We start from the raw sequence: 15238 nt of genomic DNA on the forward strand, positions 1-15238 counted from the left end.
CCCGCTCATGCCGTTGCGCTGACGATGCTTCGATCGACCACGTCGACGAATGCACGCTTCGTCGCGCTGTCGAGTTGCGTGTACGCAATGCCAATACCCGTATGGTGATCGCGAAGGTCGAGCGGCCTTGCGGTGACTCTCGGCGGCAGCGCTATCGCCGCTTGCGCGGGAATCACCCCGATTCCCAGCCCCGCCGCAATCAGTGCGAGCATAGTCGTGAACTCACCGAGTTCCCTCTCGATCTGAAGGGTCACGCCCTGCTGTTTGAAGGCGACGAGAATATCGTCGTAAAAGCCCGGCGCATAGCGGCGCGCAAGCATGAAGACGGGGCGCTCGCGAAGATCCGTCGGGTGTATCCGCTTCAATCGGGAAAGCGGATGACGTGCAGGTACGGCCACGACGAAAGACTCTTCCAGCACCACGCGGGTTTCAACTCCTGCGGCTTGCACGGGTAGGCGTATCAGACCGAAGTCGAGCTTGTTGTCGTGCAGCGCTGCAATCTGGTCGGGCGTCGGCATGTCCTTCAGTTCCAGCGTGATGCGCGGATAGCGCGCGTGCATCGCGCGTATGAGATTGGGCAGCAACTCCGGTAGCACGGACGATACGAACGCAACGCGCAGCGTGCCGATTTCACCTTGGGACGAAAGACGCGCGGTTTGCTCAGCGCGCTGTGCCTGATGAAGCGTCGCGCGGGCTTCGGGCAGGAATAGCGCGCCCGTCTCCGACAGCGCGACTTTGTGGCGGTCCCGCCCGAACAGACGAACCTGCAACTCCTCTTCGAGCGACTTGATCTGCATGCTGAGCGCCGGCTGCACGATGCACAGCCGTTCAGCCGCACGCCCGAAATGCAACTCTTCCGCCAGCGCAACGAAGGCGCGCAGATGTTTCAGCTCCATGGTGATCTCCAACGTCCATTCGGATTGCGAGGTCGCGCGCGGTGTCAGCTTTGTCGCCGTAATCACGATTCATGATAACAGCGTCATGAAAGACTATTGGCGCGCCGTCTGCCTTTGCTGTGAACTACGTCTTATGGAGGAACGGCGCGAATCCGATGATGCCAGGCGCCGCACACGCAATGACGAATCAATCACTCAACCTGTTCGATCTGTCCGGCCGGCGCGCACTGATCACCGGATCCAGCCGCGGCATTGGGCTCGCGCTTGCACGCGGTCTTGCTCGCGCAGGTGCGGCTGTCGTGATCAACGCGCGTGACGAGGCCAGCGCTCGAACCGCACAGAGCCTGCTGCGTGAAGAACGGCTGGATGCAGCGGCGGCGCTTTTCGATGTCACGCGTGCGGACGACGTCTCGGCCGCGATCGACGCGCTGGAGTCACAAACGGGCCCCATCGACATTCTCGTGAACAATGCGGGCATTCAGCGCCGGGCGTCGCTCGAGTCGTTCGCAGCGCAGGACTGGAACGAACTGATGAGGGTGAACCTCGACGGCGTGTTTCACGTCTCGCAGGCCGTCGTGCGTCACATGCTGCGTCGAGGGCGCGGCAAGATCATCAACATCTGCTCGGTGCAGAGCGAACTGGCCAGGCCAACCATCGCGCCGTATGCCGCTTCGAAGGGTGCGGTGCGCATGTTGACCAAAGGGATGTGCGCCGACTGGGCACGCCACGGCATACAGGTCAATGCGATCGCTCCGGGCTACTTTGCGACGGATCTGAATCGCGCCCTCGTCGACGACCCGGATTTCTCGGCATGGCTGTGCAAGCGGACGCCGGCCGGACGCTGGGGCAACGTCGACGAATTGTGCGGAGCCGCCGTGTTTCTCGCATCGGACGCATCGAGCTTCGTGAACGGCCAGACGCTCTTCGTCGACGGTGGCCTCACCAGCGTGGTCTGACATGCGCGCCTGGATGACATTGACTGACGACAACGATAGACGACCGGAATCGGAGACATCGATCATGCATTTTTCAGTGGAGGACGCGCAATGAGCGCCGCACGCAAGCACGTAGTCGTATTTCGCAAGATCCCCGACGATCTGCTCGGACGCATCGCTGAACGTTACGACGTGATCGTCGCCGATCCGCGGCGCGCCGACGAGTTGCCCCGCTTTCGCGATGCGCTGCACGACGCATGCGGCCTGATCGGTTCGAGCTATAAGCTGGGCGCCTCCGAGCTTCGCGAAGCGAATAGCCTGCGCGTCATATCGAGCATCTCGGTTGGCGTGGACAACTACGAGTTGCCCTTCCTGAAACAACGCGGCATCACGCTGTGCCACACGCCGGGTGTGCTGACGGAAACGACGGCCGACACGGTGTTCGCGCTCGTCATGGCGACGTCGCGGCGGCTGGTCGAACTGTCGAATCACGTACGCGAAGGCCGCTGGACGCGCAACATCGGCGAGGACCTGTTCGGCTGGGATGTGCACGGCAAGACGCTCGGTGTGCTGGGCTTCGGACGCATCGGCCAGGCCGTGGCACGGCGTGCCGCGCTCGGCTTCGACATGCCCGTGATCTTTCATGATCCGTTCGACGTGTCCGTGCCCGCCGCTCTTGCCGGCCACGCACAGCGTGCGTCGTTCGACGAAGTGCTGGCGCGCGCCGACATCGTCGCGTTGACGTTGCCGCTCTGCGACGAAACACGTGGACTGATGGACGCAACGGCGTTCTCGGCTATGAAGCCGGGCGCGATATTCGTCAACGGCTCACGCGGCGCGATCGTGCGCGAAGACGCGCTCCTCGCGGCGCTCGACAGTGACCACTTGCGCGCAGCCGGGCTCGACGTATTTGCCGTCGAACCGCTGGCGCACGATTCGCCGCTTCGCAACCATCCGAAGGTGACTGCGCTGCCTCACATCGGCTCGGCCACGCATGAAACGCGTCGTGCCATGGCGGAACTCGCGACCGAAAACCTGCTGCGCGTGCTCGACGGCGCCGCGCCTGTTTCGGCATTCGACCTGTCCAATATCTGACGGAAGACCCAGCATGCCTCATTCGATTCCCACCCTGTGCGGCTCATTGGCGGGCCAGCCGTTCACGTTCAACGTAAAGGTGCATAACGCAGCCTATCGCGCGCTCGGCATCGACTACACGTTCGTGAGCTTCGGCGTGGACGACGCGGCGCTCGCCGTACAGTCGATACGCACGCTCGGCATACGCGGCATGAACGTGACGATGCCTCACAAGCAGACGGTCATCGCACACCTCGACGCGCTCGATGAGACCGCGCGCGAGATCGGCGCGGTCAATACGATCGACAACCGCGACGGCTATCTGACAGGCTACAACACGGACTGCACCGGAGCCGTGCGCGCACTGGAAGAGGTAACGCGGCTTGCGGGCCAGCGCGTCGCGCTGCTCGGCGCGGGCGGTGCCGCGCGCGCGATCGGGTGGGGCGCGAAACGCGCGGGTGCGGAGGTGACGGTGTTCAACCGAACGGCGTCGCGCGGCGACGCACTCGCTCGCGACTTCGGCATCGAATTCGGCGGCAGTCTTGCCGACTTCGACGCTGGCGATTTCGACGGCGTGGTCAACGCGACAGCGGCGGGCTTTCGCGCGCCGCACGTCAATCCGTTGGCGGCGCGGCAGCTTCAGCCGCATCTGTTCGTGATGGACGCAGCGTTCCTGCCCGTGCACACCAAATTGATTCGCGATGCGGCTGCGGCCGGGTGCCGTGTCGTCAACGGAACACGCATGCTGCTGCATCAGTTCTGCGGACAGATTGAACTCTATACGGGCAAGCCGGCGCCGCTCGACGTGATGAGTGCCGCACTGCTCGACGAGATCGCAAGGGTCGAAGCAACCGAAGCACGCGAGTGCGCGACAAGCGAAGCGTAGCGCGTGAGCGCGTCTGGAGCCTCACGTCAGAGGAGGCCCGGTCGATTGGAAAGATGATGATCCGCACCGGCTGCACCGTATGGCCGCGGCATCGAGATCTGAAGGAGACGAAATGAAGCACCAGCACAGCATTGCGGTCAACCCGGCCGTCGATCCCGTCGCCAGCGCATCTCCGGCGACGGCCAACGAAAACGCGAGCCGCCAGGACGTGACGACGGCCGACCTGTATCGGGCTGCGTGGGCCGCCTCGCTCGGCAGCGCGCTCGAGTACTACGACTTCGCGCTGTACAACCTGGCGTCCGCGTTGATATTCGGGCCGTTGTTCTTTCCGTCGAGCGATCCCGCGATGGGTCTGATCGCGAGCTTCGGTGCCTACTTCCTCGGCTTTGCGATCCGGCCTGTCGGCGGGATCGTATTCGGCGCGCTGGGAGATCGTTACGGCCGCAAGTTCGTGCTGACGGCGACGATTCTCCTGATGGGCATTGCCAGCACGATGATCGGTGTGCTGCCCACTTACGCGCGCGCCGGCATCTGGGCGCCGATTCTATTGGTCGCCTGCCGTCTTTTGCAGGGGCTCGGCGCCGGCGCGGAGCAAGCGGGCGCTGCCGTGCTGATGGCGGAGTACGCACCCGCGAAACGCCGCGGCTACTTTGCGGCGCTGCCGTTCATGGGCGTGCTGCTGGGCACCGTGATGGCGGCGACGATCTACTTCGTGCTCGTGCGCGTAGAGGATCTTTCGCAATCGTGGCTGTGGCGCGTGCCGTTTCTATTGAGCGTGCTGATCGTCGGGATCGCGATCTGGATTCGCCTGCGGCTCAAGGAGTCGCCATCGTTCGCGAAGCTCGAAGCGCGTCAGCAGGTGAAGGACAGCCCATTGACGCACCTGATGCGGCACTCGAAGCCGATGGTGCTGAAGGTGATCGGCCTGCGCATGGCGGAAAACGGCGGCTCGTCGATCTATCAATCTCTCGCCATCAGCTACATCGCCACGGCGACGGGCCTGAAAGGGCAGATCGGTCCCATTGCGCTGCTGTTGGCGGGTGCATCGGGCGCGATCATCATTCCGGTGGCGGGGATGCTCAGCGACCGCTTCGGACGAGTACCCGTCTATCGCGCCTTCGCGCTCTATCAATTGCTGCTCGCGTTTCCGACCTGGTGGGTGCTGAGCCTGGGCAGTCCAACCGCGAGCATCACGATGCTGTGTGTCGCGCTCGCCGGCGTCTGGGGTATGTTCGCAACGCAGGGTGCGCTTCTTCCCGAACTCTTCGGCGCGCAGCATCGATATGCCGGCGTGGCTGTCGGACGCGAGTTGTCGGCTGTGATTGCGGGCGGGGTGGCGCCGCTCGTCGGCGCGTCGATCATAGCGTGGGCGACGAGCCATTGGGGTGGGAGAGACGGAACGATCCTTTCGTGGATTCCTTTGGCCGCCTACGTGGCGATTCTGAGTCTGATTGGCGTGATCACCACCTTCTACCTGCCGGAAACACGGGGACGCGATCTCGATGATTTGCATGACGCCAGCGCTGTCGAACGAAGCGATCGATGAAGGCGTAGGTGGATCTCTTCCCCTTGAGCACCTTCGGAAGAAGATATAGGAACGCCCCGGAGAGCTTGCCGGGCGGAAGGCAGCAGACGCCAATTGCCCCCCCGGATTGCACCGCCTGGTGCGACTCCCTCCATTACGGGCCGCTGCCTACCCATGGTGCTACCCATACTGGAGTTGTTGTCCACTAGCCTAGTTGCCGAAATCAAGGTATTGCGAGCGCCAAAGCGGAGTCTGGCGCTCGCGCTTTCCGAGGAAGCCACCTTGCCAGCGGGCACCCCCGCGCCCGCGGCAGGACAGCTCCCGCGCATGGTTGCCAGCGGTTCGCGCCGTATCGCCCTGATTGGCACAGTTATTCCCGGCACGTTCTTTGTGGGCATCGGCTTTTATGTCGTGTGGCAACTGTGCTCCGGACACAGCATCAACATGGCCAACTACGCCTGGGCATTCTTCGTCTGCGTTGCCACGATGAGTCTGCCTGACGGCGTCACCAAGGCAACCAGCATCCTGTCCTGCGTTACACCGGCCCGACATCATCAATGCAAGGTCTGGACGCTGCGGATGCCCTCATCGTCGGCCTCATCGGACGAGGCTTGATCAAGGATCGCGCACCGGAAGTCGAACTTAACGCGAAGGATCGCCGATTCAACACGTGCATCGCCGCGATGATCCCTGAGGCGAGTATTGATCGCCTCCTCGACGGCGATAATTGCCTGCTCGATGCTCTCCGGATCATCGCTATCGAATCCGACCTCGACCTCAATGCTCTCCAGAAGGTTCAACGCTGTTGCAATATCCTCAGAAGCGACGAATAGCGTCTCGGCGTTTTCTCTCATCTACCCTCTCCCCGTTGGGTTGTCTAGAGTCGTCAGACAGGTGTGAGTTGCACGGCCATCGTTGCACATCCAGAGCAAACCAGCCAGGCGATGACGGTAGGTGTTGGGTTCTAAACAACGGAAGGGTTGCTGTACATATTGAAACGAATAGAATTGAATGTTCCAGCTTGATCGATGGTCACTGCGTCTGGAGCCGCCCCCCCCCAATGGGACGCCCGGACTTCCTTGCCGATTTGCTGTCACGCACCATTCCGGAAACCATGGTCTGGGGTGGTCTGCATGTGAAGCTGAAAAATTCCCCTCACGCGCGAAAGAAAAACGCCGCCCATAATTAGTTAATGATTTTCGTCTTGCCACGTCGCCAGGATATGGCGTCCATGGCTTGATGTTTAGGTTGTGTCAGCAACTCTCGGCGCAGGAGGTATTTTTTTGTCGTCAACCGATTGCGGGTTTTCGAGGGCCATGGAATTTGTCTGCAAGCCGCGCGTTAGACGTTGTGGACAGTTGATAGAGCGAGTCTGGTTTCCACCTGTTCATCCACGCGATCAGTGCGGCGGCGTGCACGGGAGGTGGCGTTTCCCTTGATTCGTGTGGGCGTCGCTATATCGACAGGTCACTCGCTCGCCGGCAGGAGTATGGCGTCTCGCAGGAGGCGCTTGCCTATGCGACGGGGATCGATCGCAGCCACACGGGTCGCGTCGAAAGGCCTCCCCGACCATCGTCGATTAGAGCGCATTCGACGAGCCTTCTAACCGAGACGCTGCCATGCCTGGACGTCGCTCCGACTGTGGTCCGAACGACGCCCCGCTCAAGTGACATCGCTGCTTGAGAAAGGCCCGGAGTTGGCGAGATCAACGCTTCAGGAGTTTTTATCCCCTTATTAAGGGCGTTGTTGGCTCAAGCAATTCACAATAAGAGCGTCCATCCGAAATGGAACGCTCACTGCATCCCTCATCTAACGACGAACCGTGGCAACGAACCATCGTTTCACTTCAGCTCGCATCGTGGTCGCGCGCAGAAACGAGGCAGATGCTCCATGAACTGTAGCGAAACTGAAAGGACCATCGCGTAGGATCGCTAGCCCATGCGCTCGATAGCGTGGCTGCGTTTAACATTCCCTGGGGGTATCCGTGGAGACTTACGTACTTTTCGGCGGCGTTATAGCAATCGGCACAGCCATTGCGATCTGGGGAATCTGGAATCTCAGGTGACTCGTACCTTCAAGTTATCCCAGACTCTTTCTGCCGGAATGTGCATTTCGCTGAACGCGCGGGTTCAGCGAGCCGTCCGCTGGCCTCCCCGGTACACCGGGTGGCGTCCGCTCCACCAATCAACATTCAATAAATCATGTCCGCGGCTGCCCTTCACTGCCTTCTCGCAAAACCCGCGTACTGCCGGCACTTGTGCTGGGCGCTATGAGCGTCGCCTCCAGAGACATCGACACAATTCCTCCTTATGCGCCTAGAGGGTGCCTGAAAGCCGCTGGCGGCGTTAGTCCGACTAACGAGCACGCGTGAGCTTCATGGAACGACTTACTCGAGGCGCCCGCGCACGCTCGCATCGCTTCGGGCCACACGCACATGGTTCTGGCTATTTATACCTGCCGCCCAATAGGTCGACAGCGATTATGGCTGGCGACGCCGCTGATAACAATCGCGAACCCGATTGCCTGACCTACGAGAGCGAAGACGCGCCGGCGCAGTACGCACCCACCGAGTGGCCTGAAACGCCATGCAGGGTCCGTTATTTACGAGCTGCATGCGCTTGCGCATAAGTCGCCCATCGTGCGTTTGCACGGAGGGGCAGACCTGCGCCTGCCCTTTGAGCTTTAGTGAATGGCCATCTGCACGACCTTCACGATAACGAGACCCACCGCGACGACGAGATAGGTGCGAAGCACGCCCATCCACACACGAGCCGACGGCGTCAGGTGCTGCGGCGCCGGCAGGTCTTCGAGCGCCGGCATGCGCCACGTGTTGCGTAATGCCTTCTGAGCCGGCTTGTTTATTGCCGGCGCGGCGTCGGCGGCACCTGTGCCGCGGGCCTTGCGCGAGACTTCTACTGCGGCGTACACGGCAACGGCAAGCCCGCATCCGCCCGCGAGAATCTTGACGATCGCCGCACCGCTGATGTCGGGATACACGGTGGCCGCCGTCAGGATGATCGACAGGACGACGAGCACGGCGATGACAGCGCCTGTGAACACGTTCAACTTCTTCGAGTTCACCCACGGGCCCAGCACTGCCTTGTCATTGCACAACAGCAGCAGGAACACGGTTGCGCTCGGCAGCAGCACGCCGGCAAGCGTCTGCACAGCTTCGGTCAACAGGCCAAGCGGGCTGCCCGGCATCAGCACGAGGGCGGCAGCGAGCGCAATGATGCCGAAGTAGACGAGATAGAAGCCCTTCGCGTCGAGCACGCTACGATGCAGTGAGTGTTTGACCTTGAACACATCGCCGATCGCGTAGGCTGTCGAGAGCGAAACAGCGGCAGCACCGATGATCGACGCGTCGAGGAGCGCGACGGCGAAGATCGTAGCCGACGTCTGGCCGACGTATTTGTGGAGACCCGCAATCACGCCACCCGCGTCGGTGAAGTTGCCGAACTCGGGTTTGCCGTCAAAGAGCGCAGCCGTGAAGGCCATCATCGCCACGGCGCCGACGATCACGAATGCGATGCCGATCCAGAGGTCAGCCTTTTCGTACTTCATGAAGCGCGGCGTGATGCGCTTGTCGATCACATAGCTCTGCTGGAAGAACAGCTGCCACGGTGCGACGGTCGTGCCGACGATGCCGATGACGAGCAGCATCACGTCGGAGAGCTTCGAATTCTTCGGCCAGGTGGGCACGAGGAAGTCCCGCGCGATGACGCCGACAGGCGGGTGTATCGAGACAAGCACCGGGATCAGCAGGAGGCTCAACAGGCACAGCACGATCGCGAAGCGTTCGAAGCGCCGGAAATCGCCAGTACTGACCGCGGCCATCGTCAGGACTGCCGCGATGCAAACGCCGAGCACTTTCGAGACGCCGAGAAAGTCGAGCGCAAACGTAATGCCGATGAACTCGGTGACGATCGTGAGCGCATTGAGCAGGAAAAGATCGATGACGCTGAAGGCACCCCAGAACTTGCCGAAGCGTTCGAAGATAAGGCGTGCGTGACCGACGCCGGTCACGGCACCGAGGCGCAGGACCATTTCCTGGTTTACGTAGAGAACCGGGATCAGGAGGGCGAGCGTCCAGAGCAGTGACGTGCCGTAATTCTGGCCAGCTTGCGTGTACGTGCCGAACGCGCCGGCGTCGTTGTCGCCGACCATGACGATGAGGCCGGGGCCCAGGATGGCCAGTAGCGTGCGCAGACGCGCCATCCAGTTGCTGCGCGGGGCGATGTCGTGGTGGGCGATCGTGCCGAAGGCGCCTTTGATATCGCCGACGTGCGCGTCGTCGAGCACAGCACTCCGACGTTGCGTGATGTTTGCGGGAGTGGTTGACATTTTTAGTTATTCCTTAGCAGTGCGGCTTGAAATCGATGATTGAGGCGTGGCGCCGCCCTGCCTCCTGTCGGTGTTGGCGCAGTGGGCAGGCAGTCGGCCACGCCGGGCCGTGTCAGCGAGCGAGCTTTTTTAGCGCCGTCCAGATGGCGGCGGCTACGCCGGCGGATGCGTGCGAACGGGCGTCGAGCGCGAGCATGCCGTTGTAGTGCGTGCGAGCTTCTTCGACGTGCGGGAGTTGCGAAACGAGCAGAGCGAAGCGCATGGTGATTCCTCCAGATGCTTGAAACGTGGCGCCATCGATCAGGCGTGCCTTCGTTTCACTTCACGCGGGTCGAAATGCTCGGGCGTGTGGGAGGAACGTGCGCGGCCAGATGTCAGGCAAAGCGGCCTGCGTTCTGCGAGAACGCAAGGCGAGTTGTGCAGGAACTGGGCTCAGGGTCGGGCATCGTGAACTCCTCTGTCGTTTGGGTCCGATTCGCGTTGAACGGACGTGGGTAACCGCACACCGGCTCCGCGCGACATTCGGTGCGCGAAAACGGCGTGAACAAGCGGCGCCGCGAGCCAAAGGCTCGACGCGCCGGGTCGCATCGACGAATGTGCGTTACAACGCACGCGTCAAGCGACGGCGGCCAATCGAAGTGATGCGCGGGTGAGAAACTGCGGGAGCTACTGCGGCGCGCACCGTCTGCCTGCTGGCAGGACGGCGGCTAGGGAAGAATCCAGGCGGGCGTCGTGCCGGTCAGGCAGAAAAACTGTTCGAAGGTCGACTACTGCAACTGTCCAAGGCATATGCCCCTTTCGTGGAAACAGGCGAATTCTAGTGATGGCGCGCAAGCCGAGTCAACGAATATTTTGAAGATTTTTCTTTCGAATCCGTTACCGCCAGTGGATACAAATCATCCGCATACCTCTTCGTTTCAGCAGAGACTGCTGCCCGCGAGTGCGCATTCGGTATCCCTTTTCAAGCTACGAAGCACTGCAAGGCAATTTCTGCTTGCACGTTCACAGACGGCGCGCATAGAATCCGCCCTGTCTTACCAACAGGAGAGTCCTTCGTGGACGCAAGCTCTAGTAGTCGATCTTGTCCGCCGGCCTGTGCCGGCACCCAGGCTGCAATCGCGCGTTAGCGACGCCGGACTTTCCTTCCTGCCGCTGACTCCGATTGACGGGTCAGCGCGCTTCTTCTGGACTGCCTGTGCGGTCTATCTGTAGCTCGCTCCCTTTTTTGCTTAAGAACACCGACAGCGCTTGATTGCGCCGACGGCGTGTCGCTTATCGAACGTTGCCCGGCATGGCCGGGCTCGACGGGAGTTGAATCATGCAAATCGAACGCTTTCTCCGCGTCTCACGCGCTTACCTGCGTCCGACGCTGGCCGTCGTACCGCGCCACGAACTTGACGGACCAGCCCAGCTCTGGCGGCACACGAGCGCCCGCCCAGACCAGGCAGTGCAACGCGACTCCTCGGTCGCGGCCCTCTGGACGACTTCAAAACGAAACCCTGGCAGTACCTCATGGCCCGCCTGAGCGGGCTATCGCGACTACGACTCCACAAAACTGCCGCCCTGCGGTGAGTTGACGCCGAACACCTTCCTGCGTCGGCGTCGCTCATTCATCAGTTCGTTTCCCAGAAGAAAGCAAAATGATCTCCCCTGGCACGCCCACACAAAACGACGCACAGGAAACAAGCGAGCTATACGGCAACTTCTCCGGTGGGATCTCCAAGGGCGCTTTCCAGACGCCGGGTTACCCGGTGCGTTCAGCGGAGACGGTAATCGAGGCGACGTACCAGTATCAGGTTGCGCCGTGGTGGATGCTGCAGGGCGAACTCCAGTACATCTTCCATCCCGGTGGCGGCATCCCTGATCCGAACAACAGAGGTGCACGCATTGGCAACGAAGCCGTGGCCGGACTGCGCACGGTCATCACGTTCTGATCGTTTGGGATCCTGAATTGGCGAGGACCCGATCGATGCAGCGATCGGGTCCCTCGACACCATGTTCTGCGGGCAGGAGGCATACCACCGTCGATCATTGCGACGGTGACCCTGTCCAGTCAGCACCCCCATGTTCAGCGTCGCTTATTTCCATTCGTTTCGATCGGCTTCGTGACGCGGCGGCTGATCTTTCCGACAGGGAGTATTGGGTATTTTCAGAATCTCCCAAAAACTCGCGTGAATTCATGGCACACTCCAGTGAACGGTAAAACTGTCTATGCGACAGCGCGTCCCGGGTTTTACAAAGCGCCACAACATGAACCAGGCTGTCCTATTCACTTCAGTTTTTCCCATTCTGTTGATTGCGGTCTCGAGCAACCTCGACAATATCGGTGTGGGCACCTCTTACGGCGTCAGGAAGATCAACATCCCCATCGCCTCCAACCTCCTGATCGCGGTTGTCACTGCCACCGGTACCTTTCTGTCCATCATTCTCGGGAAAAGCGTTTACCTTTTCGTAAGCAAGGGAGTCGCTGGTTTACTGGGAGGGGGCATCATCGTCGTGGCGGGGCTCTGGGTAGTCCTCCAGGAAAGCCTTATGCACCGCGTGCGAGAGCCTTCGCAAGCAGAACCGATCGTCAAAACCGGGGGTTCCAAATACGGTTCTCGGCATATCGTCCAGATACTCGACAATCCGATTGTTGCCGACTGGGACTTCTCCGGCCATATCGACCGGAAAGAGGCCCTGGCGTTAGCCTTCGCCCTAACCATCAACAATATTCCCAACGGCGTCGGCGCCGGAATGTTGGGCCTGAATGTCTACGCAATGACCGCGGCGGTATTTGTCGTCAGCATCATCACCATCTGGCTCGGCATTTACTTCGGTAAATTGGGGGTGCGCTGGATGGGAAGATTTACCGGCGTACTCGGCGGCGTTCTGCTTATTTGCGTTGGTTTCTATGAGATCTTCTTTTGAAGGCGACGAAGGCGCCCACCTGCAGGAGTTCTGCGGCGAGTCAAAGGGTTCCAGTGCAAATGGCGATGTGAAATCGGTTAAGGTGCGAGACTACCGAAACCGTGTAATGCGCGAAGGCGGGCGTCGCCACTTCGATCCCTTCAATCGCGCTCAGCACCGAGATCGCGGGTGTGATGACGCCGTCGCCATACAGCATCGCGGTGCCGAACATCGCCATGAACACCCAGCGCAACGCGCCGGCCCGCGTCACGCGGCCGGTGCGCTCACCGACCAGCAGCGCGAGAAGCGCAAGGAGTCCACCCTCGCCGCGGTTGTCGGCTTGCATCAGCACCAGCACGTACTTGCCGCTGACCATCAGGAGCAGCGACCACAGCAATAGCGAGACGACGCCGATCACGTTGGCGTGGGTCGGCGCAACGCCGAGCGAGCCACCGAAAGCTGCCTGCAATGCGTACAGCGGGCTCGTGCCGAGGTCGCCGAACACGATGCCGAGCGCGGAGAGTGCGAGTGCTGCCGTTCCAGTCGCGCGATGCGAAGACGGTGAAGCCTGCAGGGTGTGCATGTTGCTCATGGAACTCTCACTCCGAGAGAAGCCGGCTGAAATCTCATCCGGCGTTCAAGCGAGTGTCCATGTTGCCTGCGCGCGCCGATTACGACTAGCACAAGCACAAAATACCTGCCAGGACACCTGATCCTGGAGAGTGCAGGACCTGAACGCTGCCCTCGCGAGCAACGGGAGATTACCCACCAATTCCAGGTGCCGTTAATTAAATGTTGTTGCCGATGTAGATGACGTTCGGAGCAAATTGAAAGGTAACGGGTCGACAACGGTGCCAATGACTTGCAATGCTACTCTGGCGGATGTCGACGCTTATTACCTTGCCGAAGATATCCACACTATGATGAATGCCCGCAGGGAACCGGCTGCTTCCCTGCGACCGAGCGGATGCCATCGCCCCAACGACGCAGTGACACAGCTCTCATACTTCCTTTATCGGAGCCGTTCGAATGGACTTTAACGTTGGGCTCTTCGAACTGCTATTGCTCGTTTCGGCGTTGGTGGCAATGCTCGTGCGGCGCTTGCACATGCCGTATAGCGTCGGTCTGGTAATGGCCGGAATCACCCTCTCCTTTCTGGCTTCATCCAGATTTCCCGACATTCCGCTGAACAAGGATTTCATCTACAACGTACTGTTGCCACCGCTCATTTTCGAGGCGGCATTTCACATGCGGTGGGGCGAAGTACGCAGGGATTTCGCCGTGGTCCAGACCCTGGCCATCCTCGGGGTCCTCCTGTCGGCCGGCGTGACCGCGGTAGGCATGCACTACCTGTTGCATTGGGAATGGATCAGCGGCTTGCTGTTCGGTGCGTTGATTGCCGCCACGGACCCGGTGTCCGTGCTTGCAACGTTCAAGGACGCCGGTGTGGTGGGCCGTTTTAGGCATCTGATGGAGGCGGAAAGCCTCTTCAACGACGGGAGCGCAGCAGCGGCTTTCCGGATTGCGCTGGCGTTCGTTGCCGGCGCGCACGTTGACCTGCTCGGCGTGCTGAAGATTTCGGCCGTGGTCATTCTTGGGTCGGTGTTTTGCGGTTTGCTGATCGGCAACGTCGTGCTGTCGCTGGTTCACCGCGCCGACGATCACCTCGTCGAGATTACGTTCGCCATGATCGCGGCCTATGGCTCGTTTCTACTGGCTGAAAACCTTCACTTGTCCGGCGTATTGGCGACACTGATAGCGGGCCTCGTGATGGGCCAACGCAACGCGGTCGATCCGATGACGGTGAGAGGGCGAAAAGCCGTCGAGACGGTACTCGAGTACACGGTGTTCGCCGCGAATTCGTTCATTTTTCTGTTCATTGGAATTCAGCAGGCGCGTCGGACGTACGACACGGTATGGGTATCGATCGGCATCGCCGTGGTGGTCGTGATGCTGTCGCGCGCCGTAGCGGTGTACCCGTGTTGCGTGCTTTTCTCTCGCTCGTCGCTGCGAATAGAGATGCGACATCAACACATACTGTTCTGGGGAGGACTTCGTGGCGCTCTGGCACTGGCTCTCGCGATGGGACTACCACCCGACGTGCCTCGTCGCGAAGAAATCGTGACCGTGTGCTTTGCTGTGGTGGCTTTCTCAGTCTTCGTTCAGGGCACGACGATGACAGCACTTCTGCGACGATTGCGAGTCATGTAGGGACCCATGAATCCAGTATCGGGTCAGTGCAGCATCGTCACTGGCACAGAAGACCAGCGCCACAGCTTCGCGAGCACGCTCCATCTGTGAAAAAAGCCAAGATGGCTCGCGTCGACCACCACGATATCGGCATGATCTTTGACCGCGTACTGCGCGATGGTGCGCTCGGGGGGGCCGAAAACACGCTTCCAGGTGTATGGCACACCAGCATCGTCGAGGACCGCACAGGTTTGAATCAGCGCATCCCGCGCCCGCTCCTTCTCGGATCTATGCAACATGGAGCGCGAATGAAATGCGCCTGCGCGGCCTTGTGCCAGGTCATCGAGTACTTCGACGACTTCCACCTCTGACACGCATTTCTCGGCAAACAGGAACGCTCCGTGTCGAGCCGCTTCGGTTGCCTCTTTGGCACCTAGCACGGGAATCAGCAGTTTCAGCAAAGCAGGCCTCCAATCCACGCATCCAGCGTTACTAACCT

At 60.7% G+C, this 15238-nt stretch carries 12 protein-coding genes and 1 pseudogene; 7 read left to right on the forward strand and 6 right to left on the reverse strand.

Annotated features, from left to right (window positions below; translation table 11 throughout):
* Positions 1-5: 5 nt before the first annotated feature.
* On the reverse strand, positions 6-896 hold the full coding sequence (locus L0U84_RS32745; RefSeq protein ID WP_233856193.1) for a LysR family transcriptional regulator: 891 nt from the start codon (positions 894-896) through the stop codon (positions 6-8).
* 179 nt (positions 897-1075) lie between these two features.
* Here L0U84_RS32745 and L0U84_RS32750 point away from each other — a divergent pair, with 179 nt between their 5' ends.
* From L0U84_RS32750 to L0U84_RS32765, 4 genes are all read left to right on the forward strand, one after another.
* Complete coding sequence (locus L0U84_RS32750; protein WP_233856194.1) at positions 1076-1852, forward strand: SDR family oxidoreductase; 777 nt, start codon at positions 1076-1078, stop codon at positions 1850-1852.
* Positions 1853-1942: 90 nt separating this feature from the next.
* Positions 1943-2926 (forward strand): 2-hydroxyacid dehydrogenase, encoded by a 984-nt coding sequence (locus L0U84_RS32755; protein ID WP_233856195.1) that lies wholly within the window; start codon positions 1943-1945, stop codon positions 2924-2926.
* A 13-nt stretch (positions 2927-2939) separates the two neighbouring features.
* Complete coding sequence (locus L0U84_RS32760) at positions 2940-3791, forward strand: shikimate dehydrogenase family protein (protein ID WP_233856196.1); 852 nt, start codon at positions 2940-2942, stop codon at positions 3789-3791.
* Positions 3792-3903: 112 nt separating this feature from the next.
* Complete coding sequence (locus tag L0U84_RS32765) at positions 3904-5337, forward strand: MFS transporter (RefSeq protein ID WP_233856197.1); 1434 nt, start codon at positions 3904-3906, stop codon at positions 5335-5337.
* A 533-nt stretch (positions 5338-5870) separates the two neighbouring features.
* Here the strand turns inward: L0U84_RS32765 and L0U84_RS32770 are convergent.
* The 3 genes from L0U84_RS32770 to L0U84_RS32780 all read right to left on the reverse strand — a co-directional run bounded on the left by L0U84_RS32770 (position 5871) and on the right by L0U84_RS32780 (position 9922).
* Positions 5871-6170 (reverse strand): hypothetical protein, encoded by a 300-nt coding sequence (locus tag L0U84_RS32770; protein ID WP_233856198.1) that lies wholly within the window; start codon positions 6168-6170, stop codon positions 5871-5873.
* 1828 nt (positions 6171-7998) lie between these two features.
* On the reverse strand, positions 7999-9660 hold the full coding sequence (locus L0U84_RS32775; RefSeq protein WP_233856199.1) for an NRAMP family divalent metal transporter: 1662 nt from the start codon (positions 9658-9660) through the stop codon (positions 7999-8001).
* A gap of 112 nt (positions 9661-9772) precedes the next feature.
* Positions 9773-9922 (reverse strand): hypothetical protein, encoded by a 150-nt coding sequence (locus L0U84_RS32780; RefSeq protein ID WP_233856200.1) that lies wholly within the window; start codon positions 9920-9922, stop codon positions 9773-9775.
* A 1462-nt stretch (positions 9923-11384) separates the two neighbouring features.
* Here L0U84_RS32780 and L0U84_RS32785 point away from each other — a divergent pair.
* Together L0U84_RS32785 and ytaF are read left to right on the forward strand one after the other, a co-directional pair.
* A pseudogene (locus L0U84_RS32785) lies at positions 11385-11594 on the forward strand (carbohydrate porin); the annotation flags it as partial.
* Between the two features lie 316 nt (positions 11595-11910).
* On the forward strand, positions 11911-12570 hold the full coding sequence (gene ytaF / locus L0U84_RS32790; RefSeq protein ID WP_233856201.1) for a sporulation membrane protein YtaF: 660 nt from the start codon (positions 11911-11913) through the stop codon (positions 12568-12570).
* 40 nt (positions 12571-12610) lie between these two features.
* On the opposite strand, the gene L0U84_RS32795 is transcribed toward ytaF, so the two are convergent.
* Positions 12611-13141 carry a KUP/HAK/KT family potassium transporter gene (locus L0U84_RS32795; protein WP_233856202.1) on the reverse strand — a complete coding sequence of 177 codons (531 nt, stop codon included), beginning with the start codon at positions 13139-13141 and terminating at the stop codon, positions 12611-12613.
* Positions 13142-13578: 437 nt separating this feature from the next.
* Here L0U84_RS32795 and L0U84_RS32800 point away from each other — a divergent pair, with 437 nt between their 5' ends.
* Positions 13579-14760 carry a cation:proton antiporter gene (locus L0U84_RS32800; protein WP_233856203.1) on the forward strand — a complete coding sequence of 394 codons (1182 nt, stop codon included), beginning with the start codon at positions 13579-13581 and terminating at the stop codon, positions 14758-14760.
* Positions 14761-14783: 23 nt separating this feature from the next.
* Here the strand turns inward: L0U84_RS32800 and L0U84_RS32805 are convergent, their stop codons facing one another.
* Positions 14784-15200 (reverse strand): universal stress protein, encoded by a 417-nt coding sequence (locus tag L0U84_RS32805; protein ID WP_233856204.1) that lies wholly within the window; start codon positions 15198-15200, stop codon positions 14784-14786.
* Positions 15201-15238 lie beyond the last annotated feature (38 nt).

It is taken from the genome of Paraburkholderia sp. HD33-4 (assembly GCF_021390635.1).
GTDB lineage: Bacteria > Pseudomonadota > Gammaproteobacteria > Burkholderiales > Burkholderiaceae > Paraburkholderia.